The 24829-nt window shown below is 46.1% G+C and carries 33 protein-coding genes; 6 read left to right on the top strand and 27 right to left on the bottom strand.

The genetic code is table 11. From position 1 onward, the window contains the following. Window positions 1–9 precede the first annotated feature (9 nt). From ICN11_RS07030 to ICN11_RS10730, 8 genes are all read right to left on the bottom strand, one after another. Complete coding sequence (locus ICN11_RS07030) at window positions 10–864, bottom strand: cytochrome c oxidase subunit 3 (protein WP_216178603.1); 855 nt, start codon at window positions 862–864, stop codon at window positions 10–12. 29 nt (window positions 865–893) lie between these two features. Then, complete coding sequence (locus ICN11_RS07025; protein WP_216229745.1) at window positions 894–1088, bottom strand: DUF2970 domain-containing protein; 195 nt, start codon at window positions 1086–1088, stop codon at window positions 894–896. After that, window positions 1085–1678 (bottom strand): cytochrome c oxidase assembly protein, encoded by a 594-nt coding sequence (locus ICN11_RS07020; RefSeq protein ID WP_216229744.1) that lies wholly within the window; start codon window positions 1676–1678, stop codon window positions 1085–1087. Before ICN11_RS07020 ends, ICN11_RS07025 begins: the two co-directional genes overlap by 4 nt. A 14-nt stretch (window positions 1679–1692) precedes the next feature. After that, window positions 1693–1824 (bottom strand): cytochrome oxidase small assembly protein, encoded by a 132-nt coding sequence (locus tag ICN11_RS07015; protein WP_216229743.1) that lies wholly within the window; start codon window positions 1822–1824, stop codon window positions 1693–1695. Beyond that, complete coding sequence (ctaD, locus tag ICN11_RS07010; protein ID WP_216229742.1) at window positions 1808–3427, bottom strand: cytochrome c oxidase subunit I; 1620 nt, start codon at window positions 3425–3427, stop codon at window positions 1808–1810. Before ctaD ends, ICN11_RS07015 begins: the two co-directional genes overlap by 17 nt. 40 nt (window positions 3428–3467) lie before the next feature. Then, window positions 3468–4625, bottom strand: a complete 1158-nt coding sequence (gene coxB / locus ICN11_RS07005) for a cytochrome c oxidase subunit II (RefSeq protein ID WP_216229741.1) — start codon at window positions 4623–4625, stop codon at window positions 3468–3470. A gap of 181 nt (window positions 4626–4806) precedes the next feature. Next, entirely contained in the window at window positions 4807–5610 is an 804-nt protein-coding gene (locus ICN11_RS07000) for a methyltransferase domain-containing protein (protein ID WP_255533058.1), read from the bottom strand. A 237-nt stretch (window positions 5611–5847) separates the two neighbouring features. Continuing rightward, window positions 5848–5970: a hypothetical protein gene (locus tag ICN11_RS10730; RefSeq protein ID WP_255539910.1), complete on the bottom strand. Its 123-nt coding sequence runs from the start codon at window positions 5968–5970 to the stop codon at window positions 5848–5850. Between the two features lie 50 nt (window positions 5971–6020). Between ICN11_RS10730 and ICN11_RS10725 the strand changes: the two genes are divergently transcribed. Further along, on the top strand, window positions 6021–6395 hold the full coding sequence (locus tag ICN11_RS10725) for a ComF family protein (RefSeq protein WP_370623611.1): 375 nt from the start codon (window positions 6021–6023) through the stop codon (window positions 6393–6395). Then, on the top strand, window positions 6388–6858 hold the full coding sequence (gene trmL, locus ICN11_RS06990; protein ID WP_216229738.1) for a tRNA (uridine(34)/cytosine(34)/5-carboxymethylaminomethyluridine(34)-2'-O)-methyltransferase TrmL: 471 nt from the start codon (window positions 6388–6390) through the stop codon (window positions 6856–6858). Before ICN11_RS10725 ends, trmL begins: the two co-directional genes overlap by 8 nt. Before the next feature lie 5 nt (window positions 6859–6863). On the opposite strand, the gene ICN11_RS06985 is transcribed toward trmL, so the two are convergent. From ICN11_RS06985 to ICN11_RS06970, 4 genes are read right to left on the bottom strand one after another with little or no spacing between them, the layout of a single operon-like run. Beyond that, window positions 6864–7886 carry an NAD(P)H-dependent glycerol-3-phosphate dehydrogenase gene (locus tag ICN11_RS06985; RefSeq protein WP_216229737.1) on the bottom strand — a complete coding sequence of 341 codons (1023 nt, stop codon included), beginning with the start codon at window positions 7884–7886 and terminating at the stop codon, window positions 6864–6866. Between the two features lie 26 nt (window positions 7887–7912). After that, complete coding sequence (gene secB, locus ICN11_RS06980; RefSeq protein WP_216229736.1) at window positions 7913–8434, bottom strand: protein-export chaperone SecB; 522 nt, start codon at window positions 8432–8434, stop codon at window positions 7913–7915. Window positions 8435–8457: 23 nt separating this feature from the next. Then, window positions 8458–8712 (bottom strand): glutaredoxin 3, encoded by a 255-nt coding sequence (gene grxC, locus ICN11_RS06975; RefSeq protein ID WP_215376059.1) that lies wholly within the window; start codon window positions 8710–8712, stop codon window positions 8458–8460. Window positions 8713–8729: 17 nt separating this feature from the next. Further along, complete coding sequence (locus tag ICN11_RS06970; protein ID WP_216229735.1) at window positions 8730–9143, bottom strand: rhodanese-like domain-containing protein; 414 nt, start codon at window positions 9141–9143, stop codon at window positions 8730–8732. 22 nt (window positions 9144–9165) lie between these two features. Between ICN11_RS06970 and gpmA the strand changes: the two genes are divergently transcribed. From gpmA to ICN11_RS06955, 3 genes are read left to right on the top strand one after another with little or no spacing between them, the layout of a single operon-like run. Beyond that, a complete protein-coding gene (gpmA, locus tag ICN11_RS06965; RefSeq protein WP_216229734.1) occupies window positions 9166–9855 on the top strand; it encodes a 2,3-diphosphoglycerate-dependent phosphoglycerate mutase in 690 nt (229 codons plus the stop codon). A 14-nt stretch (window positions 9856–9869) separates the two neighbouring features. Further along, the gene (locus tag ICN11_RS06960) at window positions 9870–11303 is read left to right on the top strand and encodes a S41 family peptidase (RefSeq protein ID WP_216229733.1); all 1434 of its coding nucleotides are present in this window, start codon (window positions 9870–9872) and stop codon (window positions 11301–11303) included. A 22-nt stretch (window positions 11304–11325) separates the two neighbouring features. Continuing rightward, window positions 11326–12078, top strand: coding sequence for a molybdopterin-synthase adenylyltransferase MoeB (locus tag ICN11_RS06955; RefSeq protein WP_216229732.1), 753 nt, complete (start codon window positions 11326–11328; stop codon window positions 12076–12078). 4 nt (window positions 12079–12082) lie between these two features. Here the strand turns inward: ICN11_RS06955 and ptsP are convergent, their stop codons facing one another. From ptsP to ICN11_RS06915, 8 genes are all read right to left on the bottom strand, one after another. Beyond that, on the bottom strand, window positions 12083–13834 hold the full coding sequence (gene ptsP / locus ICN11_RS06950; RefSeq protein WP_216229731.1) for a phosphoenolpyruvate--protein phosphotransferase: 1752 nt from the start codon (window positions 13832–13834) through the stop codon (window positions 12083–12085). A 2-nt stretch (window positions 13835–13836) separates the two neighbouring features. Beyond that, window positions 13837–14106 carry an HPr family phosphocarrier protein gene (locus ICN11_RS06945; RefSeq protein ID WP_015422104.1) on the bottom strand — a complete coding sequence of 90 codons (270 nt, stop codon included), beginning with the start codon at window positions 14104–14106 and terminating at the stop codon, window positions 13837–13839. 8 nt (window positions 14107–14114) lie between these two features. Then, window positions 14115–14549, bottom strand: coding sequence for a PTS sugar transporter subunit IIA (locus tag ICN11_RS06940; RefSeq protein ID WP_216229730.1), 435 nt, complete (start codon window positions 14547–14549; stop codon window positions 14115–14117). Between the two features lie 2 nt (window positions 14550–14551). Next, window positions 14552–15493: a glutathione synthase gene (gshB, locus tag ICN11_RS06935; RefSeq protein WP_216229729.1), complete on the bottom strand. Its 942-nt coding sequence runs from the start codon at window positions 15491–15493 to the stop codon at window positions 14552–14554. 25 nt (window positions 15494–15518) lie between these two features. Beyond that, a complete protein-coding gene (gshA, locus tag ICN11_RS06930; RefSeq protein ID WP_216229728.1) occupies window positions 15519–16817 on the bottom strand; it encodes a glutamate--cysteine ligase in 1299 nt (432 codons plus the stop codon). Between the two features lie 105 nt (window positions 16818–16922). Beyond that, entirely contained in the window at window positions 16923–18386 is a 1464-nt protein-coding gene (locus tag ICN11_RS06925; RefSeq protein ID WP_216229727.1) for an ammonium transporter, read from the bottom strand. Between the two features lie 13 nt (window positions 18387–18399). After that, complete coding sequence (locus ICN11_RS06920; RefSeq protein ID WP_011903792.1) at window positions 18400–18738, bottom strand: P-II family nitrogen regulator; 339 nt, start codon at window positions 18736–18738, stop codon at window positions 18400–18402. 25 nt (window positions 18739–18763) lie between these two features. Next, on the bottom strand, window positions 18764–19588 hold the full coding sequence (locus ICN11_RS06915) for a TorF family putative porin (RefSeq protein WP_216229726.1): 825 nt from the start codon (window positions 19586–19588) through the stop codon (window positions 18764–18766). A 261-nt stretch (window positions 19589–19849) separates the two neighbouring features. Between ICN11_RS06915 and ICN11_RS06910 the strand changes: the two genes are divergently transcribed. Beyond that, the gene (locus tag ICN11_RS06910; RefSeq protein ID WP_015422110.1) at window positions 19850–20104 is read left to right on the top strand and encodes an accessory factor UbiK family protein; all 255 of its coding nucleotides are present in this window, start codon (window positions 19850–19852) and stop codon (window positions 20102–20104) included. A 25-nt stretch (window positions 20105–20129) separates the two neighbouring features. On the opposite strand, the gene ICN11_RS06905 is transcribed toward ICN11_RS06910, so the two are convergent. Genes ICN11_RS06905 through ICN11_RS06875 form a run of 7 tightly spaced genes read right to left on the bottom strand, consistent with a single transcriptional unit; the run spans window position 20130 to window position 24827 of the window. Then, entirely contained in the window at window positions 20130–20717 is a 588-nt protein-coding gene (locus ICN11_RS06905) for a hypothetical protein (RefSeq protein WP_255539907.1), read from the bottom strand. Continuing rightward, the gene (gene lipA, locus ICN11_RS06900) at window positions 20710–21726 is read right to left on the bottom strand and encodes a lipoyl synthase (RefSeq protein ID WP_216229725.1); all 1017 of its coding nucleotides are present in this window, start codon (window positions 21724–21726) and stop codon (window positions 20710–20712) included. Before lipA ends, ICN11_RS06905 begins: the two co-directional genes overlap by 8 nt. After that, window positions 21723–22367, bottom strand: coding sequence for a lipoyl(octanoyl) transferase LipB (gene lipB, locus ICN11_RS06895; protein ID WP_216229724.1), 645 nt, complete (start codon window positions 22365–22367; stop codon window positions 21723–21725). The genes lipA and lipB overlap by 4 nt, the downstream gene beginning before the upstream one ends. 9 nt (window positions 22368–22376) lie before the next feature. Beyond that, complete coding sequence (locus ICN11_RS06890) at window positions 22377–22646, bottom strand: YbeD family protein (protein ID WP_114654086.1); 270 nt, start codon at window positions 22644–22646, stop codon at window positions 22377–22379. Window positions 22647–22671: 25 nt separating this feature from the next. Continuing rightward, window positions 22672–23388: an alpha/beta hydrolase gene (locus ICN11_RS06885; RefSeq protein WP_216229723.1), complete on the bottom strand. Its 717-nt coding sequence runs from the start codon at window positions 23386–23388 to the stop codon at window positions 22672–22674. A gap of 23 nt (window positions 23389–23411) precedes the next feature. Beyond that, on the bottom strand, window positions 23412–23720 hold the full coding sequence (locus tag ICN11_RS06880) for a ferredoxin (RefSeq protein WP_216229722.1): 309 nt from the start codon (window positions 23718–23720) through the stop codon (window positions 23412–23414). 12 nt (window positions 23721–23732) lie between these two features. Then, on the bottom strand, window positions 23733–24827 hold the full coding sequence (locus ICN11_RS06875) for a VanZ family protein (RefSeq protein ID WP_216229721.1): 1095 nt from the start codon (window positions 24825–24827) through the stop codon (window positions 23733–23735). Window positions 24828–24829: the final 2 nt, after the last annotated feature.

Genomic DNA, 24829 nt, shown 5'->3' with positions numbered 1-24829 from the left:
TTTATTTCCTTACATCCAGTAAACAGCGATGTAGAGGCCGAGCCAAACAACGTCAACGAAGTGCCAGTACCAAGCGGCACCTTCAAACGCAAAATGATTTTCAGCAGTAAAGTCGCCACGAATCATACGACGCAATACGATCGCTAACATCAAGCCGCCAAGGAATACGTGGAAACCATGGAAACCGGTCAGCATAAAGAATGTTGAACCATAAACGCCTGAAGTCAATTTCAAGTTCAGTGCATGGTATGCATGGTAGTACTCATACATCTGAAAGCCTAAGAAGATAATGCCAAGGCCAACCGTTGCAGCCAAACCATTAATCGCTTTCTTCATGTGATTTTCACGAAGAGCATGGTGAGCATAAGTAACTGTTACACCTGAGCTCAAGAGCAGTAAGGTATTAATAGTTGGGATTGGCCATGGGCCCATAGTTGTAAATTTCTCAACTAAACCTGCAGGGCCGTCGTTAGGCCAAACTGCTGTGAAGTTAGGCCAGAGTAATTTGCTCTCTACATCACCCATCCAAGGCATCGCAATATTGCGCGCATAGAACAATGCTGCAAAGAACGCACCGAAGAACATAATCTCAGAGAAGATGAACCAAGCCATCGACCAGCGATAAGAGATATCAACGTTGACACCGTTTTTACCGGAGTTAGACTCAGCAATCGTGTCGCCAAACCAGTTATAGAGAACAAACAAAACCCAGAGGACGCCTACTGCAGTTACTGGGCCGCCCCAAGCTGCATGGTTTACCCAACCAGACATACCGGCGCCAAAAGCAAGCAAACCTAAGGCTGCTGATGCTGGATGACTGGATAGTCCAGGAACGAAATAGTAAGGGGTTGAATTGGATGACATCTTATTCTCTCTATTCAATCAAAAAATAATCAATGGGACACAACTGCTTTAACTATCAAAAGGAGTATGCCCATAAAAATCAAGGCACCTAAAACTCCCGCAATAACAATATGGACAAAACTTAATGAAGCTACATCTTCCTGCAATCCTGATTTTTTACGCACACCCAAAAAAGCCCACAACACCGCGATCATGGATTGCATAAAAGTACTTTTTTTACTCATGACACCGATTTCGATTTAGGGGTTGTTGAGCCTGCTGGCTGCTGACCAACGCCTAACTCAAAGAAGGTGTATGACAAGGTAATCGTTTTCACATCCGCAGGTAGTCCCGCATCAATCACAAACACTACCGGCATCTTTTTCATTTCATGAGCCGCCAAAGTTTGCTGCTGAAAACAAAAACACTCTAATTTGGTAAAGAACTCCATAGCGCTTTTAGGCGCATAACTTGGTATCGCCTGAGCTTCCACAGAGCGATTCAAGTTATTTGTTACTTCATAGACAATTTCTGTCATTTCGCCTGGATGAACTTCCAAGAAGTTCTTTACTGGGCGAAACGTAAATGGACCACGACTATTCGAGTCAAACTCGATAGTTACCTTACGGGAATAATCGACCTGGGTATTGCCTACCTTGTTCGCACTGTACGCTCGGATACCGTAGTCATTCTTGCTAGTGACTACGTTAATGCCAGTCACTTCACACAAGGCCTTATACATCGGCACTAGCGCATATCCAAAACCAAACATCATCACAGAAGCTATCAATAGCTTCAGCAAGATTTGGCGGTTGATAGAGGCAATAGCAGACATGATGATGTAGGGCCTTAACCCAGCACGCTCCGTTTAATTACGATGCCGACAAAGAAAACAAGGGCAACGCTTAAAAGGATAAAACCCAATCTGCGATTGCTAGCAGATTGGGATTTGTGTGCGGCTAATTTAGATTCCTGCAGCATGCAACTCTTTAGCATCAGGAGGTGTTTCAAATGTGTGGTGTGGAGCTGGCGATGGAATTGTCCACTCCAAACCTTTAGCACCATCCCATGGCTTCATTGGCGCTTTTTCGCCTTTGCCGTTATAAGCCGGCAAGACAACGAATAGCAAGAAGTACACCTGAGATAAACCAAAACCAAGCGCACCAATAGAAGCAACCATATTGAAATCAGCAAACTGAGTTGGGTAGTCAGCGTAACGACGTGGCATACCTGCTAAGCCCAAGAAGTGCATTGGGAAGAAAGTAATGTTGAAGAAAATCATGGAAGTCCAGAAGTGGATCTTGCCGCGAGTTTCATTGGCCATGTAGCCAGTCCACTTTGGACACCAGTAATAGAAGCCAGCAAACATTGCGAACAGTGAGCCTGCTACCAATACATAGTGGAAGTGGGCAACAACGTAGTAAGTATCTTGCACACCAATATCAATTGGAGCCATTGCCAAGATCAGGCCTGTAAAACCACCCATTGTGAATACGAAAATAAAGCCAACTGCCCACAACATTGGAGTTTCGAAAGTCATCGAACCCTTCCACATAGTTGCGACCCAGTTAAAAATCTTCACTCCAGTTGGAACGGCGATCAACATCGTGGCGTACATAAAGAACAACTGGCCAGTTACAGGCATACCAGTTGCAAACATGTGGTGAGCCCAAACAATGAATGACAAGATCGCAATAGATGCGGTTGCATAAACCATTGAGCTATAGCCAAACAATGTTTTTCTGGAGAACGCAGGGATGATCTCACTCACAATTCCGAACGCCGGAAGAATCATGATGTACACCTCTGGGTGACCAAAGAACCAGAAAATATGCTGGAACATGATTGGGTCACCACCGCCAACTGCGGAGAAGAATGAAGTACCGAAATGACGATCCGTAAGAACCATGGTGATTGCACCAGCCAATACAGGCATTACAGCAATCAACAAATAAGCAGTGATCAACCAAGTCCAGCAGAACATTGGCATCTTCATCAATGTCAGACCAGGAGCGCGCATGTTCAAGATGGTCACGATGATGTTAATCGAGCCCATGATGGAAGAAGCACCCAATAAATGGAGTGCAAAAATACCCATGTCCAAGCCAGGGCCCATTTGTGAGGTCAATGGAGCATACAAAGTCCAACCACCAGCAGGAGCACCACCAGGAGCTAAGAACGAACCAAACAACAAGCAAGCTGCTACTGGAAGGATCCAGAAGCTAAAGTTATTCATCCGTGCGAAGGCCATATCTGATGCACCGATCTGAACCGGAATCATCCAGTTAGCAAATCCGACGAATGCCGGCATGATCGCACCGAACACCATCACCAAACCGTGCATGGTAGTTAACTGATTGAAGAACTCAGGGCGCAAGAATTGCAAACCTGGTTGGAACAATTCCAAACGAATACCCAAAGCCATCACACCACCAGCCATCAGACTCACGAATGAGAAGATGAGGTACATCGTGCCGATGTCTTTATGGTTGGTTGCAAACAACCAACGACGCCAACCATGTGGCGTGTGATCATCATGCGCGTGGTCGTGTGCGTGATCGTGGGTGGTAGAGACTGTGCTCATGGATTACTCCGGTTTAGTTTGATCTGTATTAATAAATAAATTACTTGCCAGCGCGTGCAGAAACAATATCTTGGGTCTGAATAATCTCGCCCGTTTTATTGCCCCAAGCATTGCGGGTATATGTCATCACGGCAGCAATATCGCCATCAGAAATTACACCAGCCCACTTCGGCATAGCACCCTTACCATTGATAAGAATGTTGTATTGACCAGCTTTTGGTCCAAGAACCACTTTGCTACCGTCAAGCGCTGGGAATGTGCCTGCACCCTTACCGTTAGGCTGATGGCAAGCTGCGCAATTAGCTGCATAGACTTTGGCACCACGCTCTTTTTGCTCATCCAAGGTGTAAACCTTAGTTGGATCATCAGAGGCCGCGCCCATTTCTTTTTTCTTCTCTTCTACCCACTTGGTGTAGTCATCTTGTGAAACTACATTGACCACGATAGGCATAAAGGCATGCTCAGCGCCGCATAACTCAGAACACTGGCCACGGAATTTACCGATAGTGTCAGCACGGAACCAAGTATCGCGAACGAAACCAGGGATGGCATCTTGCTTAACGCCAAATGCAGGAATCGTCCATGAATGGATTACGTCGTTAGCTGTAGTGATGAGACGAATCTTTTTGCCAACTGGTACAACCATCTCGTTATCCACTTCCATCAAATATGTATTTGATTTAGGAGCCAAGTTATTGATGGCCTCACGTGAAGTAGACATGGTTGATAAGAAGCTAATGCCCTCACCCTCACCTTTGATGTAGTCGTAACCCCATTTCCACTGGTAACCAGTGGTCTTAATAGTGATGTCAGAGTTAGTAGTGTCTTTCATTGCCACAACAGTTTTTGTTGCTGGCAAAGCCATACCGATAACGATCAACAATGGAATAACTGTCCAAATGATCTCAACCGTAGTGCTCTCGTGAAAAGATGCAGACTTAGCACCTAAAGATTTACGGTGCTTGAGAATGGAATAGAACATCACTCCAAAAACACCAATAAAAATGAGTGCACAAATAATCAACATCATCCAATGCAACCAATGGATTTCTTGCATGATTTTTGTCGCTGGAGCGGCAAAATTCAATTGATTGACAGCTGGGCCGCCTGGCATATTTTCAGCTGCATGTGCAATTGCAGTGCCGAAGGCTGCTACTAAATAGAGCGAAGCCCTAGTGACTTTTCCAAATAAATTCATCTTATTCTCTGTTTATTGTCATGAACTTTTGCGGCAATAAAGCCTCAAAAAGCCCAAAAAAGCGGTATCAAGCCAATACTTCTAGCGCTGATTATAGGGTTAATTAGGTTCAACAACAAACCGGGTTAACCATGTCAGCCTCAATCTTGGTAATGGTTTAAAAGATAGTGAGCACTTACACTTAAGCAGAATCACTCCTAGTCTTGCGTCCGATTTGATTTAGATCAATATAAGCGACATGATCTTGTGCCTTGGCAAGGTGCTTGCCCAAAGCCCAGGCATGTCCATAAACCACCTCTAAGGTCATTTTTTTGGGTAATTGGGTAATTTGGGTGATGTCTTGATCTTCAGAAACAAGCAAATTGAGGGCTCTGGCATCAGTCAATAAGAGCGCATCGGAGTCGTAATCCAAGTTCAAAAACTCCATATCCATTACCGGGTCCGAAAAACGCTCACCCAGCAGGGCATCCCCCATATCGTGCATATCCCAGGGGCTGACTAACTTTTGAAGCGGCAATTGCTGCACCAAAGCTTCAGAGTTGAGCTCTTTGGCGGTATCGGGGCCCAAATAACTCAACGTCAACAATCCACCTTCTTTAAGTACTCGCCAGCACTCTTGCAAGAAATGCTTGGGATCAGCCAAGTCCTGAATCAAGAGAACGCTGACCACTAAATCTACAGAATTGCTAGGAAGATTAATGCGGCCTGTTTTCTTGTAGTCATCAAGAGAAATCTGGGATGCCGACTTCATTCTTGAATTCCAAAAACGAGACACTCTCAGTTTCAACAAATCAAAACCGGATAGCTCGCATTCTGGTGCACTGTGAAAACGAATTCCCGGAAAACGTTTTGTCAGAAAAGGGGCATGCGCTCCAGGGAAATCTGGAATCAATAGGACGTCTTTTGCCTCCAACTTCACGATGTCTAATTTTTGCAACATGCGAGCTGCAATTTCATCCTGAAGCCATCTAATTGATTGGGTCATTGGCTCAGTATACTCAGCGGCCCATGCGCGCAATAGAGAATATTTTTCAATCCATTTGTTCTCACCTATTACCAAGCTCATGCATTGTTTGCGGGGAATTTCAGCGACACACTCTCTGCCTTGATTGCTTGATCCAGCTGCAATCAGATCAACTGTCAAATTACGAATGCTGCAGGCAATGTGGCCTCACCCTTGAAGTAACAGAGTTAAAGGAAAAACGTTGTCGAGAGTGCATCACTAACCCACCCCACTTCGATGAAACTTATTGCCTAGATCGATACGATGGCAAACTACAACCTGCTTTGCATCAATTGAAATATCAGCGTCGACTTGCATGTGCGCATGGCTTGGCATCCACATGGAATGCTCTGCTTACGCAGGACTTAATAACAGTCCAAGCAGACTTTCTTGTGCCGGTACCGCTGAGCCAAGAAAAACTATGCGCCAGAGGTTTTAATCAAAGCTGGGAATTGGTTAGGCGAATTGACTGTGACAAACATATTCATAAAAACCCACATATTTTGAAGCGCTACCATCACACTCAACATCAAGCCAATGAGAACCGCGCCAATCGTCAGCTTGCTATTCAAGACATGTTTTATATCAACCCTCAGCATCAGAGGCAGCTAGAGTCTGCATCAGTCATTGTGTTTGATGACGTCATGACTAGCGGAGCAACCTTAAATGAAATCGCCCGCATATTGAAGGACAATGGTGTATCTCGTGTTATTAATTGGGTTCTACTGAGAACACTTCGTCCGTCACAAAGATCAGAGCATGTTTAATATTGTTTTATTCGAACCAGAAATTCCACCGAATACAGGCAACATCATTCGCCTGTGCGCAAACACGGGTGCAAAGTTACATCTCATTGAACCCCTCGGCTTCCCCATGGAGGATGCCAAACTTCGCAGAGCGGGACTGGACTATCACGAGTTCGCAAAAGTAAAAGTTCATAAAAACTGGGCGCAATTTCTGATTGATGAAAAACCTCAGCCTGAACGTATTTTTGCTCTCACCACCAAAGGTACCGGCAAGTTTCATGATGGCAAATATTTACCTGAAGACTATTTTGTTTTTGGCTCAGAAACCAAAGGTATCACCGAAGAAGTGAGAAGCTCAATTCCAACACCCAATCAAGTTCGCCTAGCTATGCAAGATAGTAGTCGTAGTTTGAATCTCTCAAATACAGTAGCAATTGTTGTTTATGAAGCATGGCGCCAAAACGGATTGCTTGGCGGAAGTTAAGAAACTTAAACTTCGACCTTGGGGTCGCGCCCCATGAGTTTTTTCACGGCTTCATGTGGTGAGAGTTTTCCAGATAAGACTTCCCCCATCATGGCAGTAATTGGCATCTCAACACCTAGGCGTGTCGCCAGGTTGCCCACCGCAGAGGCACAAAGTACACCCTCAGCAACATGTCCTAAGTTGCCCAAAATTTCAGGCAAAGGTTTTCCTGCAGCAAGCGCTAAGCCAACACGGCGATTACGCGATAGATCACCAGTGGCAGTCAAAATCAAATCGCCTACGCCGGTTAAACCCATGCAGGTCTCCGGTCTGCCGCCCGCAGCTTTTACCAAACGCATCATTTCCGCAAGGCCACGAGTTAACACTGCAGCGCGTGCATTTAAACCAAGGTCTAGGCCATCGCCAATACCGGCCGCAATTGCTAAAACGTTTTTAATCGCACCACCTAATTCAACACCAACTAAATCATCGCTGGCATAGATGCGCATATTGCCATGATGAAATGCACCCTGAACAATGTCGCATAAGGCATTCGATTTGCTGGCAATAGTTAATGCACATGGCATGCCATTACCAACTTCTTGCGCAAAACTCGGCCCTGATAGAGCGCCGTAAGCATGGCGCAGACCATGACTGTGCAACTTATCTTCCCGGTCTACTACTTGGTGCGGCAATAAGGTAGTGCTGGGCTCCAAGCCCTTGCATAACCAAACAATATTGAGTGGGTGTTTAGCAAGGCCCAGTACCTGCGCCACCGTTTCAGACAAACCTGACATCGGAGTAGCAATGACTAAAAGATCATTTTCAGAAAGACGTTGGACAGCCCGCTCAAAACTCACCTCTAATTGCAAGCCCTTTGGCAAGATGACGCCAGGCAGATAGTCTGCATTTTCGCCAGACTTCTGAATACCCTCTAACTGCTCAACGCTTCGGGACCACAAGCAAACATCGCCAGTCTGAAGATGGCGCGCTGCTTGCGCAGCCATAGCAGTGCCCCATGAACCAGCTCCAAGTAGCGTCACTTTCATGATCTGTGGGCTTTAATTAAATCGGCTTAGTGAGGAAGAATGATTTTGCTTTCATCGGTAGAGCCACTTTCCGTTGCAGCAGCTTGCGCAGCCTGCATCAGGCGATGCTCGTACATACCGTGGAAGTTAATCTCATTCAAATGAATTGGTTGGAAACCAGCGCGACTAATAGTGTCAGCAATATTCGAGCGCAAGTAAGGATACAAAATCGTTGGGCAAGCAATGCCTAACATCGGATCAATTTGCTCTGGAGGAATATTGCTAAATTCAAAAATACCAGCTTGCTTTGCTTCAACCAAAAATAGCACCTTGCTTTCTACTTTGGCAGTTACTGTGGCAATTAAAGCAACCTCAAAAATTTCATCGCTCAAACGTGTAACTGCAACATCCACCTCAACCTCAACTTGAGGCTCAGCGGCAACCAATAAAATTTGTGGTGCGTTTGGCTGCTCTAAAGATAGATCCTTGAGGTAAATACGTTGAATACGGAAACCAGGCTCTTTTGAGTTATCTGCTGCATCAGGAGCGGAAGTAGTTTGTTCAGTCATGGGAAACTTTCTGGGTAAATTTTTTAAGCTAAGAGTGGATCAAGTTGGCCGGCACGATCTAGTGCAACTAGATCGTCATAACCACCAACATGGGTTTCACCAATATAAATTTGCGGCACAGTGCGGCGGCCAGTACGAGTCATCATGATCTCGCGCTGCGCAGGATCGCGATCAATCAGGATCTTCTCTAGATTTGCAACGCCCTTCTTCTGCAATAGCTTCTCCGCCATAACGCAGTAAGGGCAAACTTGAGTGCTATACATCGTGACTGGTGGCATATCGAAGATCCGCTGAATTATTTAACCAATGGCAAGGCTGCAGCCTGCCAGCCTTGAACGCCGCCATCCAAGACCGCAACTTCAGAGAACCCCAATTTCTTCAATTCTGGAACCACCTTACGGGCGCTCATACCTGAGTGACAAACCAAAATAATGGGGTTTTTACGGTCCAGCTTGAGCTTATCGATTCCGGACGGGATTTGATCGGCCAAAAGATGCTTTGCTCCAGGCAGGTGGCCAGCCTTAAAGTCGAATTCTGGACGTAAGTCCAAAACAGCAGCTTTACGGCGATTCATCCAAATTGTTGCTTCTGTGGGCGATAAGCCTTTTCCGCTAATAAGCGTAGATAATGTTGGGAAGAAGAGTGCTGCGCCCGAAACAAGCAGGAGGGCGATAAGCGCTAAATTATCAATTTGCGTGAGAAAGTTCATCACCGGATTATAGAATGGCTCTATGAAACAACTTGTCCTTATTCGTCATGGCGAATCCGCCTGGAACCTTGAAAACCGCTTCACTGGCTGGGCGGACGTTGACTTAACCCCAAAAGGCACTGAACAGGCCCTAGCTGCTGGAGAAGACCTTCGCAAAGCAGGCTACGAGTTTGATGTGGCCTACACCTCAGTCCTCAGACGAGCTATCCGCACCCTGTGGCATGTTCAGGACACTATGGACCTGATGTGGCTACCGGTCGTTCACAGCTGGAGACTGAACGAACGTCACTATGGCGCTCTCACTGGCCTGAATAAAGCTGAAACTGCCCAACAGTATGGAGATGCCCAAGTTCATATTTGGCGTCGCTCTTACGATGTACGCCCACCACTCCTAGAAAAAGATGATGAGCGCAATCCACAAAATGATCGACGTTACGAAAAGCTCAGCGCTTCCGACATTCCTTTAGGCGAGTGCCTCAAAGATAACGTCGAGCGCGTATTACCTCTTTGGAATGAATCCATCGCTCCTGCCCTCAAAGCAGGCAAGCGCGTATTACTCGTTGCACACGGCAATAGCATTCGCTCATTAATTAAGTATCTCGACCAGGTTTCTGACGAAGATATTATGGAAATTAACGTTCCTAATGGCATCCCGCTTGTTTATGAGCTCGATGACAACCTCAAGCCCATTCAGCATTTTTACTTGGATTAAGGTAAAACAGAAGCATGCGCGTATTTTTCAAGAACTTTGCCCTAGTCTCTGTCGGCCTCATCGCCGGGGTTGCAGCCACTATTCAACTATCAGCCACCGCCCAACAAGGCGCGACGCTACCTTTGGATGAGCTGCGCACATTATCGAATGTCTTTGCTCAAATCAAACGTGAGTATGTTGAGCCGATTGAAGATAAACAGTTACTGACCGATGCTGTCAAAGGGATGGTGAGCAGTCTTGACCCGCACTCTACCTATCTTGATAAAAAAGATTTCTCTGAAATGCAAGAACAAACCAGTGGCAAGTTTGCTGGTCTTGGAATTGAAATCACTTCAGAAGATGGCGTTGTTAAAGTACTCAATCCAATTGAAGATAGTCCCGCAGCGCGAGCTGGCTTACAGGCTGGCGATCTGATTACCCGCTTAGATGACAAACCTGTTCGCGGGATGTCGCTGGATAAAGCAGTGCGTACCATGCGCGGTACGCCAGGCACAAAAATTACTTTGACCGTCTTCCGTAAGAGTGAAGAGCGTAGCTTTCCAGTAACAATTACCCGGGCTGAAATTAAAGTGCAGTCAGTTAAAGCCAAAATTTTAGATAACGATATTGCCTGGGTAAGAGTCACTAGCTTTCAAGAGCGCACTGTTCCTGATCTAGCCAAAAAATTAACCGAGCTGGCAAATCAAGATCCCAAAATGAAGGGCATCATTCTTGATCTCAGAAACAATGGTGGTGGCTTGCTACAAGGTGCGGTCGGTGTTGCCGCCGCTTTCTTGCCAGCAGATGCTGTAATTGTTTCCACTAAGGGTCAGACAGCTGACTCTAAGCAGGTGTTCAATGCAACACCTGCAATGTATCGCCTCAGTGAGCCTGGTGATCCCTTAGCTGGTGTGCCAGCGATGTATAAAAAATTACCTATGGTAGTTTTGGTAAACGCCTACTCCGCTTCCGCTTCTGAAATTGTGGCTGGCGCATTACAAGATTACAAACGCGCAACCATCATTGGTAAGACTACTTTTGGTAAAGGCTCTGTACAAACAGTGCGCCCACTGACTAATGATTCTGCGCTGAAGATCACTACTGCTTATTACTACACACCGAGTGGTAAATCGATTCAAGCTTATGGCGTCAAACCGGATATCGCAGTTGATCAAAATAAAGATGGCGATCCGGATGATGTATTAATTACCCGCGAAGTTGATAGCGAGAAGCATTTGCGCAACAAGCAATCATCAGAAGAAAAACTGGTTGCCGATCGTGAAAAGCGTCGCCTTGAGGAGCTTCAGCGCATTGAAGAAAAAAATGCCAAGAAGACTCCTGAAGAGAAAGAAAAAGACAAGTCTAAAAAACCTGTCGAGCTCGGTAGCGCAGATGATTTCATGCTTACTCAGGCAGTCGCATTTATCAATGGTGAGCCAGTTAAACGCTCAGCCTCTAAGCTAGAGTAAGTTCTAGCAACTAGGCATGCATATGAATGATGAGCAGCTACTTCGCTACTCGCGGCATTTACTGCTAGAAGAAATTGATGTTGCTGGCCAAGAAAAGCTTCTTGGCTCGCACGTCCTGATCATTGGTGCAGGTGGACTTGGAAGCGCTGCTGCACCCTATTTAGCCGCAGCCGGTGTCGGAAAAATAACGCTAGTTGATCATGACAAAGTCGAGCTCACTAATTTGCAACGACAAATCATGCATAGTCAAAACTCCATCGGCAAAAGTAAGGTGGAGTCAGGAAAACAGTTTTTGCACAGCATTAATCCCACCCTCACGATTAACGCAATCGCAGAGAAGGCGACCAAGAATTTATTGAGCAATCTTTTGCCATCAGTAAACCTCGTCCTAGATTGCACTGATAACTTTGCTACCCGCCACTTCATTAATGCAGCCTGCTTTAATCACAAGGTGCCACTCATCTCTGGATCTGCCCTCAAATTTGATGGTCAATTGAGCGTCTTTGATTTTCGGAGTGCAACGTCACCCTGCTACGCCTGCCTTTTTTCTCCGGAAGAACAGTTCGAGGAAGTTAGCTGTGCCAGCATGGGTATCTTCTCGCCCTTGGTTGGCATTATTGGCGCGATGCAAGCAGCCCAAGCCCTTCAGGTATTGATTGGCTTTGGTCAGCCTTTAGTAGGAAGAATGTTGCTTTGGAATGCGCTCAATACTCAAATTGATGAGATTCGCATTTCTCGAAATCCCGCATGCAAAGTTTGCGGCTCCCAACATTAGGGAATTAAGAAAGCAATCGCTCCAATGCCTTGGCCTGCTCTTCGGGCTCGTAAGCACGCAGAACCCTAGGAACACGGGCTTTTAATAGGCCCACATTTGCCTTTAGGATCTCACGCTTAACTAACAACAGCTGACTGAAGTGCATTGAGAAATCCGTTAGCCCGAGTGCGAGCAATAGCTTTGTTAACGCAGGATCGCCCGCCATCTCTCCGCAAACAGCAACTGGCACATCCGCGCGTTTAGCTTGGTCAATAATGCTTGCCAGTAAATTCAAAATAGCAGGATGCAAAGGATCGTACAGGTGCGCTACCGCATGATCTGCGCGGTCAATTGCCAAGGTGTACTGAATTAAGTCATTCGTACCAATCGAAAGAAAATCAAATCGATTAATAAACAAGGGTAGCATCAATGCAGCCGCTGGAATTTCAATCATGGCACCAACTTGAATATTCGGATTGAATGCTTTGCCACGCTGATGCAATTGCTGCTTTGCTTTTTCAATTAATCTAAATGTTTCGTCGATTTCTTTAGCATGGGCCAACATCGGAATCATGATGCGCGCCTGACCATGGGCCGATGCACGTAAGATGGCCCTAAGTTGCGTTAGAAAGATTTCAGGCTCGGTCAAAGACCAGCGAATCGCTCGCAATCCCAGTGGTGATGCACCAGTTTGAGAAACATCGCCTCCACCACCCAATGCCTTATCGGCACCAACGTCAATAGTTCTAATATTGACAGGCAGACCATGCATTAAATCAACTACACGGCGATATTCTTGATACTGCTGCTCTTCATCGGGCAAGGCTTGCTTGCGATCCATAAATAAAAATTCGGAGCGGAATAAGCCAACGCCTACAGCACCCAACTTCACTGCCTGAATAGCATCCTCAGGCAACTCAATATTGGCAAATAACTCAATCTCAACGCGGTCAGCCGTCTCTGTCTTGGCATGCTTTAACTGTTTTAATTTGCGGGCCTCTTTTAAGGCTTGGGCTTGTAGCTTTCGATACTCAGCAAGGAGTTGTTCATCGGGCGCAACTACGACAACCCCATGCTCGCCATCCAATATCAGCCAATCACCATGGCGAATCATTTCGCTGGCATGGCGCACACCGACTACTGCGGGGATTTCCATGCTTCGCGCAACAATGGCGGTATGGGAGGTCTTACCGCCAAGATCCGTTACAAACCCCGTAAAGGCATGCTCTTTGAAGCGCAGCATGTCATGGGGAGCAATATCGTGGGCAACAATAATCGACTCTATGCCGATATCGCTTGCAGGCAAAAAATCGGCATCGTGTAAAGGATCTTTTTTCTGAGCATTCAAAGCCTTAATTACGCGCTCAGCTACCTGCCGAATATCGTTGGCACGCTCTTTTAAATACGCATCCTCAATATCAGCAAATTGCTCTAAAAGATCATTCAGCTCGGTTGTTAAAGCCCAAGCAGCATTTAATCTTTGAGTGCGAATTAATTTAATTGGCTTCTCAGCTAAAGCCGGGTCTGCCAGAATCATGCCGTGCACATCCAAGAACGCAGCCATTTCTTGTGGTGCATCTTTAGGCAACCCTTGGCGCAATTGCGCCAACTCCAGACGCACCTGCTCAAAAGCATCTAATAACTTTTGGGCTTCAGCCTCTTCTTTACCAGCTTCAATTAAGTGATGACTAACCTCTAATGCTGCGCGTGATATCAGTACGGCTTTGCCGATAGCAATGCCTTTAGATACTGCTATTCCGTGCAAAGCAAAAGTCATCCTTATTCGCCCTCGCCAAATCGATCGTTAATCAATGCCGTTAAGGCCTGCATTGCCTCATCTTCTTTTTCACCAACAGTCTCTAAAGTGACTGTACTGCCAATGCCAGCAGCTAGCATCATGACGCCCATAATGCTTTTGGCATTAATTTGACGGCCATTACGGGACAGGAAGATTTCGCAAGGAAACTCTGCAGCAAGTTGAGATAACTTCGCAGATGCGCGAGCATGCAAGCCCAACTTATTAATGATTTCAATTTCAGCAACAGGCATAGTGGGCCCTATCTCTCCGTAGTGGCTTGTGGGGCTTTAGAACCCAATCGTAGGATGCCATTTTGGCCACCCTGAAGCGCTTTCTGAGCCAGCTCCTCTAGGCCCTCTCCGCGATGAGAAATGCAACGCATCAACATCGGTAAATTAAGTCCCGCCAACACAATCACTGGCGCATTCAGGCCAGATAATGGCCCTAGAGCTTCAAGCTTAGATGCCACATTGGCTGGAGTAGCGCCCATCACATCAGTGAGGATTAAAACGCCCTGACCAGTATTGACGCCGTATGCCGCCCTTAACACTCGATCGAAGCTAGCCTTTGTGTCTTCATAGGGCGGAATATCGACAGCCCTAACCCTCTCGGGCACTACACCAAATGCATGCTCAGCAAAACCGAGCATCGCGCTTGCCACTGGGGTGTGGGCAACTATTACGATTCCAACCATGTTTATGCCAATGCCTTTTCAAGCGCTGTTAACCAAAATTTCGGGACATCAAATCCGCTTTGCTCAGTAATTTCTACAAAACATGTTGGGCTGGTCACATTAATTTCTGTGACATAAGCACCAATTAAATCTAATCCTACCAAGAACAAGCCCCGGGCATTCAAAATTGGGGCAAGGCGCTCTGCAACCTTAAGCTCGGCATCCGTCAGTGGCATAGCCACTCCTTTGCCACCAGCAGCTAAGTTACCTCGGATTTCGCTACCCTGTGGAATGCGAGCCAATGCGAATGGCACTACCTCGCCACCAATCAGCAAGACCCGTTTATCGCCTTGAGCTATTTCAGGCAAGAATCTTTGCACCATCAAAGTACGTGCGCCGTTCTCGCCAAGCGTCTCCACAATACTGGCAAGGTTCAAGCCATCCAGCCCGACACGAAACACGCCCATACCACCCATGCCATCTAAAGGCTTAATCACAATATCCTGATGCTCTTGATGAAATACCTCGATTGCACTAAGTTCGCGCGTAATCAAAGTTGGCGGAATAAGCTCTGGAAATTCAGTAATAGATATTTTTTCAGAATGGTCCCGAATAGCCATCGGGTTATTAAATACTTTTGCACCCTGACGAACTGCAGCAGATAACAACCAAGTGGTATTGAGATACTCAATATCAAACGGTGGATCAGTACGCATCATGACTGCGTTAAAAGTATTTAATGGGCGATCTTCAACGGGGCCCAATTCAAACCATGCAGTACCGCTTGGCTTAATGTCGAGAGACTGACAATCCGCTACTACAAAGTCATCCCTCCAAAGGATATTGCGACTTTGACAAAACCACAATTGATGCCCTGCCTCTTGTGCAACTCGCATCATTGCCAAGGTGGAATCTTTACTAATCTTGAAAGACTCCAAAGGGTCAGCAATGAAAAGGAGATTCATCTTATGTCCGAGCATTCAAATAAAGTTAAGCAGCTTCAGCATTAGGATCGGAACGCTCCAGTTCTAAAGAAGCGGCCAATAAAGCTAGGCGAGCGACAACGCCATAGAGATAAAAGCGATTGGGCGGTGCGCTACCAGGCTTAGCAGCCAGATCTGGCATGGAGTTTTGCTCGAATGCCAAAGGTACAAAATGCATGCCAGGCGCGTTCAAATTCTCATCGGGGCCACGGTCAGTATGTACGCGATAGAAGCCGCCGATTACATAACGGTCAATCATGTACACCACTGGTTCAGCGACAGCTTCATTCACTTTCTCGAAGGTGTAAACACCTTCCTGAATCAATACATCACTTACCTCAAGGCCTTCTTTGACAACACTCATCTTATTGCGGTCTTTACGATTCAAGCCTTTGAGCTGGGCAGGATCATTCACTACCATTACGCCCATACCGTATGTTCCAGCATCGGCTTTAACAACAACGTATGGTTTTTCTTTAATGCCGTACTCACGGTATTTCTTGGCAGTTTTCTTGAGAACTTTCTCTACAGCCGCTTGTAATTCTTCTTCGCCCTTGCGCTCATGAAAGTTCACATTAGAGCAACTAGCAAAGTAAGGATTAATCATCCAAGGATCAATGTCCACCACCTTTGCAAATTTCTTTGCAACTTCGTCATAGGCAGCAAAGTGATTTGATTTGCGGCGCACATGCCATCCTGCGTGCAGGCCCGGCAAGAGATACTGCTCATGCAGATTTTCTAAGATTGGAGGAATGCCTGCTGACAAATCATTGTTTAGCAAAATTGAACAAGGATCAAAATCTTTTAATCCCAATCGCTGTTTCTTCAAACCCAAACGAGATAAAGGCTCCATCAAGAGGCGATTGCCATCAGGCAAATCAATCCACGTTGGCTTTTTAATTTCATCTGACAAAGTACCCAGACGCACATTGAGGCCTGCTTGTCGCAAGATCGAAGATAGGCGTGCAATATTCTGCAAGTAGAAGGTATTGCGAGTATGTCGCTCAGGTATCAACAGTAAATTTTTTGCTTCAGGACAAATCTTCTCAATTGCAGCCATTGCTGCCTGAACTGCCAAAGGCAACATCTGTGGAGATAGATTATTAAAGCCGCCCGGAAAGAGATTAGTGTCGACTGGAGCTAGCTTAAAGCCAGCATTACGCAGATCAACTGAGCAGTAGAACGGCGGAGTGTGCTCCTGCCACTCAAGCCTGAACCAGCGCTCAATAGTTGGGGTTGCTTCTAATACCTTCGACTCGAGATCGAGAAGAGGGCCGCTAAGGGCAGTGATGAGATGTGGAACCATTTCACCATTGTAAGATTTTTAAAAGAAAGACGCGGAATCCGAGGATCCCGCGCTTAAAAACCGGGCAGCCAACAAAAGCCGCCCAGTGAGGGGTAAAAACGCTAATTAAGACTCGTAAGCAGACTCACCGTGGGAAGTGATGTCCAAACCTTCGCGCTCTGCATCTTCTTTAACGCGCAGGCCAATCACCATATCAACCAATTTGTAGGCAATATAAGAAACTACGCCAGACCAAATTAGGGTAACGATGACACCTTGGCTCTGAATCCACAATTGGCTAGCGATGGAGTAGTCAGGAGCAGCAGCATTTGCTACGTAATCCCAAATACCTGTTCCGCCTAAAGCTGGATCTGCGAACACACCAGTCAACAAAGCACCCAAGATACCGCCAACGCCATGCACACCGAATACATCCAAGCTGTCGTCTGAACCCAAAATCTTCTTGAGACCAGAAACACCCCACAAGCAAACTACGCCAGCAGCAGCACCAATTACGAGGGCACCCATTGGGCCTACAAAACCAGCAGCAGGAGTAACAGCAACTAAACCAGCTACGCAACCAGATGCACCACCCAACATGGAAGGCTTACCTTTGTGGACCCACTCAGCAACTGACCAGCTCAATACTGCTGCAGCTGTTGCCAACAATGTGTTTACGAATGCCAAGGCTGCACTACCGTTTGCCTCTAAAGCAGAACCGGCATTGAAACCAAACCAACCGAACCACAATAGTGAAGCGCCGATCATTACAAACACTAAGTTATGCGGCTTCATTGCTTCTTTGCCGTAACCCAAACGTTTGCCGATCACGAATGAACCTACCAAGCCAGCGATAGCAGCATTGATATGAACAACGGTACCGCCAGCAAAGTCGAGAACACCCTTCTGCCACAACCAACCAGCACGCGCTGTAATTGCTTCAAGTGATGCTGCATCTTTGATGTCATCAGGACCAGGCCAGAACCAAACCATGTGAGCGATTGGCAAGTAGCTAAATGTGAACCAAAGGATTACAAATACAACGATTGCAGAAAACTTAGCACGCTCAGCAAATGAACCAATGATCAAGCAGCAAGTAATAGTTGCAAACGCAGCTTGGAAGGCCATAAATACATACTCAGGAATCACAATGCCTTTACTAAATGTAGCGGCAACTGAGTCAGGAGTAATGCCTTGCAAGAACAAGCGATCGAGTCCACCAATGAATGCGCCACCTTCAGTAAATGCAAAGCTGTATCCATAAAGGGACCACAACACTGTGATCAACGCGAACACAAACATACACTGTACGAGTACAGAAAGAATGTTCTTGCTACGTGTTAAACCACCGTAGAACAAGGCCAAACCAGGCAATGTCATCAAGATTACTAGTGCGGTACACACCAGCAACCAAGCTGTATCACCCTTATTTGGGACCAATGCCGGAGCAGCAGCAACCGCAGCGGCAGCGGCAGCGGCAACTGGCTTAGCCTCTTCAGCAAAAGCTGATGAAGTCGCCATAACGCCAGTAGCACCAATAGCCAAAGCTACCGCACCGCTAGCAAGGAGTTTTTTCATCCAAGTTAACATTTTGAACCTCTCTTTAAAGTGCTGACGCGCCGGTTTCACCGGTACGAATGCGAATGACGTGTTCAACCGGGGAGACAAAAATCTTGCCATCACCAATTTTTCCAGTACGAGCAGATTTTTCAATTGCTTCAATCGCTCGCTCCAAGATGCCATCTTCAACAGCAGCTTCAATTTTTACTTTAGGCAAAAAGTCGACAACATACTCAGCACCGCGATACAACTCGGTGTGACCTTTTTGACGGCCAAAGCCTTTAACTTCAGTGACGGTAATACCCGAAACTCCCACTTCTGAGAGAGCTTCGCGCACTTCGTCAAGCTTGAAGGGCTTGATGATTGCGGTAATTAATTTCATAGGTTTCTCCGTTCAGAGGAAAGAATTAAAAAGTTTTTGTGAGAGACACTAAACCTGTTTGACCGCCAAGATTTCTTCCTGTTGGTGAATAGTAAGCGTATGAACCTCCACTACCCTGCTTGACATTGGTACCAACATAAGCTGCTGATGCGGATAAGCCACCACCAAAGTCTTTTGTAAGGCCCAGCTTCCAGTCGGTATAACTCACAGTAGCCTGCTCAGCCGTGTAGTACTGGCCTGCAATTCTTTGCATACCCACGTGTGCATTTAATGAAATGCCATAGAAACCAGTATCGTAGTTCCCCGTTAAATCAAGGTAGCTTGATCCCGTACTGTTAGCAAATCCGAAAGTATTGCTGAGGGCATATGAAAATTTCAAGAAGCCCGTAACCGGTCCGAATGTTGCATTTTGTGCAGCATAAATTTCCGTTGTATTTGGATTTGTAAATCCAGCGATGATTCCACTGGTTGGATAGTAGTACTGTAAAAGACCAATATCAGAAGCAAAGCCTTCTGCTATTAAATCCTTTTTAAAGCCGCCATAAAAATCCATCTCTATAGGGGCGCTAGTGGCGGCACCACCATCTGACACCCAACTTATTGATGAGTTCCAGTTACCAATGTAGAGGCCACTTTCATGGGCATAGTCAAATCCACCTTGAATCGCAGGCTTGAAATTTGATTGCGAAATACCGCGGTAGATATAGTTATTTGTTACTGTCACGTTAGCTGTAATTGGACTCACCTCAGGAGCCTCTGGAGCAGCTGCGGGTGCTGTTTGCGCAAATGCCGCTGTTGCAAATAAGCCAGATGCCGCTAGAGCGATGGCTGTCTTTTGAATAGTTTTCATATAAAACTCCTTGGTGGTCATGAAAAAAAGGGATAAATGCTTTATTGCATGGAGTGATCATGAATCTCGGGAGTCATCTCAATTTGGGGCGATTCCCCTAAATAAGGCTTATGCCCAATTTTGGTGCTTATATTTGCACCATTTGCGTTCATTTTGGTGCAATTGCAGCATTTTTGGCTGGTTTTGCCTGTTTTTGGCTCTACAACTTAAAATACGATCTGTATCTTTTAAGCAACTTTCAATAGAACGGCGGGCCGCATTATGCAAAAACCAGGCGAAATCCTAGAACAAATCCAACGCATTGCTAGCGATATGCAAAACAAGGTTGGAGATGCTATTCGTAATTCACCTGCGCAAGAGATTGAAAAGAATGTCCGCGCGATGATGAATCAGGGTTTTCAGAAAATGGATCTGGTTACTCGCGAAGAATTTGATCTGCAATCTAAGGTGCTTGCTAAGACCAGAGAAAAACTAGAAGCCCTCGAAGCTAAAGTAGCGGCTTTAGAAAAGTCTTAATCAGAATTTTAGTTTCGTCCGGAAACTATTCTGGATGAAACTCATCAAAGAAATTAGAGTAGGCCTCTTCAGAAAAAAATTGTTTTGCAGCTACTCGCGCTGGCGCAGTATGTAAAACCGAAATTTGATAAATCCAAGCTCCATTGTCTGGCACAATCCTGGTGATCCAACGCACACGCATTGACTGCTCTATCGCACCAGTGGATTTGAATTCTAAAAAATAATCTTTAGTAGGCAAGCGTTGACGATTAGCCGCTTGATAAGAAGCATCTTCAGTAACCGCATTTTCAAAATTAGCATTTGCACGATTTAATAGGTTGCCTTGTAATTGCTCTAATAACTTAGGCGCTAGCGCGACTTGATCTTTACCCAAGTGAATTGTGCTCACCGAATAAATATCATCCTCAATTTTTACTGCCTCTAAGGTTTGTGGAATTTCTTGGTTTTGATATGGGAGTTTTCGCTCAATCTTTTCGGGCTTGCCTGGGAACAAAGCGCTATAGCCTTCTTGTGGAGACTGCACAGTCCGCCAGTCTAATTTAGGACTACAAGCAGATAGTAGAAATCCAAACGCTAGAGCTACACCAAACTTTTTAAGAATACGTTTAGACAATGCCAGCCCCATGCGCTTGTTGGTCAGCATGGTAACTAGAGCGAACCATCGCGCCCACGGCAGCATGTGAGAAGCCCATAGCATAAGCCTCTTCCTCAAAATGCTTAAAGACATCAGGATGCACATAACGACGAACTGGCAGGTGATGTCCTGAAGGAGCTAGATACTGACCAATAGTCAGCATATCAATATTGTGCTCACGCATATCGCGCATGACTTCTAAAATTTCTTCATCAGTTTCTCCCAAGCCAACCATTAAACCGCTCTTAGTTGGGATATGCGGGAAGCGCTCTTTGAAATCTTTCAGCAACTTTAAAGAATGTGCGTAGTCAGCACCGGGACGCGCCTCTTTGTATAAGCGTGGAACTGTTTCTAAATTGTGATTCATCACGTCAGGCAAACCTTGCGGGGCATGCTCTGAAAAAATATCCAAAGCTTTATCTAAGCGACCCCGAAAATCTGGAACCAAGACTTCAATCCGAGTGCTTGGGGAGAGGTCTCGTGACTGAGATATGCAATCCACATAATGCATAGCGCCGCCATCACGCAAATCATCGCGGTCTACGCTAGTAATCACAACATAATTTAATTTGAGAGCAGCGATCGTACGCGCTAAATTACCAGGCTCTTTGGTATCTAGCGGATCTGGTCTACCGTGACCCACATCACAAAATGGACAACGACGGGTACATTTGTCACCCATGATCATGAAGGTAGCAGTGCCCTTGCCGAAACATTCACCAATATTGGGACAACTTGCCTCTTCGCAAACTGTGACCAACTCATTCTCACGAAGAATCTTTTTAATCTCAGAGAAGCGAGAATTTCCAGAGGCAGCTTTAACTCGAATCCAATCTGGTTTTTTGAGCACTTGCTCCAATGGAACAATCTTGATCGGAATACGCGCAGTTTTTTCACTCGACTTCTGCTTACGGGAAGCATCGTAATTAAGGTCCTGGCGACTATTGCCAGTGGCGGTGATATCGAGATCCGGCTTATTGGTGGTCATGATGAACTTAGTTGCTTTTGCAAATGCCCTAAAAGGGTTTGGCTAATAATGTCTATATTGTCCTTGATCCCAAGGGTTTGCATATCCACCGTCCTTAAGCCCTCATACCCGCATGGGTGAATACGGGCAAAAGCTGCTAAATCGGTCGATACATTCAAAGCAAGCCCATGATAGGAGCATCCCTTGGAGACTTTGAGGCCCAAAGCAGCAATCTTGGCGCCCCGATACTCCAATGGCATCGCACTCTCCCGAGCAACATAAATACCGGGTGCACCAGCATGTCTTTCTGCCTGAATTCCAAAGTCACCAAGAGTATTAATCAAAGCCTGCTCAATTCGGGATACAAGCTCTTTTACAAAAATCCCCAATCGCCTCAGATCGAGCAGTAGATACACCACAATTTGCCCAGGCCCGTGATAAGTGATCTCGCCACCACGATCGACCTGTACCAACGGGATTTCATCGCTAGGGGAATGCAAATTACTTGCATCTCCCGCTAAACCCAATGTGAATACTGGAGGATGCTCCAGAATCCAGATTTCATCTGGAGTATCGCTATCTCGCTGCTGCGTAAATTCTCGCATCGCTTGATAAGTTGACTCGTAGTCAGCCACCCCTAAATGTTTTACTAAAAAACTCATGCAAATAATTTAGAGAACAACGCTCACCAAAGGATGTGTCGATAGAGTGCGGTACAACTCATCTAACTGCTCACGGCTGGTCGCAGTAATTGGCAAAGTAATACCGAGATAATTTCCATCTTTAGAAGGTCGTTGCTCAACCTTGCTCTCATCAAGAGTAGGGTCAAATTGACGCGCAATATGCAAGATCGCAGGCAAATACTCTGGGTTAGTCTTGCCCATCACCTTAATTGGAAATTCTGATGGATATTCAATAAGGGATTTTCTATCTTCAGTCATGTCTTTTTCTCTTTCTCAATTTTCTTTATTGATTACGATGATCGGGCATTCCCAACCAAGCGCCTGTGATGATGTTGCGAATGCAATGTAAACGTCGATGGAAGAAATGATCCGCTCCTGGCACCACTTGCACTGTTAACTCTTGAGGACGCGCCCAATCTAAAACGTCAATTAGGGGAATGGTTTCATCCACTTCGCCATGAATCAAAATCGTATCAGCAGGAACGGGTGCTAGGACCCACTTGCCAGCTGCGCTACCTACCATGACAAGCCGCTCAGCTGGGCGTCCTAGCTCCGCTAAGCGTTGCACTAAATGCGTTCCGACAAAACTTCCAAATGAAAATCCAGAAACCACCAAAGGTAAGGTATTCGCAGTCTGCACCCATGCCTGTTGCGAGGTAGCCTCAAATTGATTCCAGCTGGAAGGTGTGCGCATCCAATCGGTGACGTGTAGCAAGTCTTCCATCTCGCCAACGCCGTCATCATGCACACCAGCTGTAGCACCCACTCCGCGAAAATTGGGGCGCACACTGACGTAACCCAATTGATTAAAAGCGCGAGCCATCGTTTGCGCAACCTTGTTATCCATTGTTCCACCCATTAGCGGGTGTGGATGTGCAACCAAGGCCAAACCTCTCACTACAAAATCAGGGTTGTTTTTTAATTCATCAGGAAGATCAATCGACATTTCGATTTGACCAACAACACCATCAATATGAATTATTTTTGTACGGCTATTCATGAGGCAAACTTTCTCAAATCTTTTTAAGCTAACTGCAGACGCTCTACTGGGCGTCCTTGTATTAAGTGTGACTGGATTATTTCTTCGATGTCTTCGGTATCCACAAATGTGTACCAAATACCCTCTGGATAAATCACCGCTACAGGGCCATCAGCACAACGGTCTAAACATCCCGCCTTATTAATGCGAATGTTTCCAGGGCCAGACAGTCCCAACTCTTTCACGCGTTTTTTTGCATAGTCAAATAATGCAAAAGCATTATGGCGATCGCAGCAGTCTTCGCCATTACTGCGCTGGTTTAGACAGAAAAAAACATGGTACTTAAAACTCATAAAAAATCTCAATCAAGGTTTTAAATTAAAGGTGGCTCTATTTCGGAGCGCCCAAAGCAAAGCTAATGGCAACCATACTACGGAAACCCATTGCATTAATTCATTAAAGTGTAATAGTCGGCCTTGGTACCAGTGTCGTAATGTCAAAATGAAATAAGGGTTGTCCGGCAAGAGATTAATTGCCAGGGTGGCGCTGACCAAACAAGCGATTGCAAGCCAAGCTTTACTGGATACAGGCAATTGAAGTGCCCATCTCAGCAACAGGGTTCCCAATACCATCCCCCAAATAGCGCCTGCGGTAAGCCATGAAAAACTGAATTCTGCCCCGAATTGCAATGCGGTAAAGGTAATTTTGACCAAAACGGTGAAGCAAAGCAGGCTATTCAAGATTTTCCACTGGGGCGCTTTTGCGCGCATACCTAGAGATAGTAGGAGTCCGGTTCCTAACCAGCAAACCGCCGTAATGATGGATTCTTGGACGAAATGATTCACCACCATCGTTCCCCAGTCGACTGAGGCAAAAATCGCATGACCCCACACCCCAGTCCCCAACCACGAACTCTGGGGATAGATCTGAGCCCAAGGAAAAAGTAAAAATAAGGCGCAAGCTGCCCAGTTCAAACCAAACCACTGGTCAAAACGACGGCGTACTGCGCTACCAGAGAGCCACTGAGGCCCCAAAGGGATCGCCAAGAGGCCGCCCATCAATCCACCCAAAACATTGGCCCACCAATCCATTTGACTGGGAATGCGAGTGGGCAACCAAGTTTGTAATGACTCGACGCTAAAAGCCAATGCCGCGCTAAAGCTCAAGGCGATACCCAGAGCAACGAAATTACGCCATCGTGGATAGCAGGCAAAGACCAATAAAAATCCCAAGGGGATGTAGGCCAAAATATTGACCGAAACGTCAAAGAGTGTAATAAAGCGGGGTAAAGGAGCATCTAACCACGCCCAAGCAGCAATTCCATTGTCAAAGTTGAAATCAAAGGGGTTGAGACTGACATAGACGATTAAAAGCGCATAGCTCAAGCTGATGGCTCTGGCCAAAGGCATTGCTTGGAGTGGCCAAACAAACTTGCGAGGACGCTGATCTTCGTGATGCATTC

The organism is Polynucleobacter sp. 78F-HAINBA, assembly GCF_018882325.1.
In the GTDB taxonomy this organism is placed as follows: domain Bacteria; phylum Pseudomonadota; class Gammaproteobacteria; order Burkholderiales; family Burkholderiaceae; genus Polynucleobacter.
Note: the sequence above shows the minus strand (reverse complement) of the source record. Positions and strands in the feature narration are given on the sequence as shown.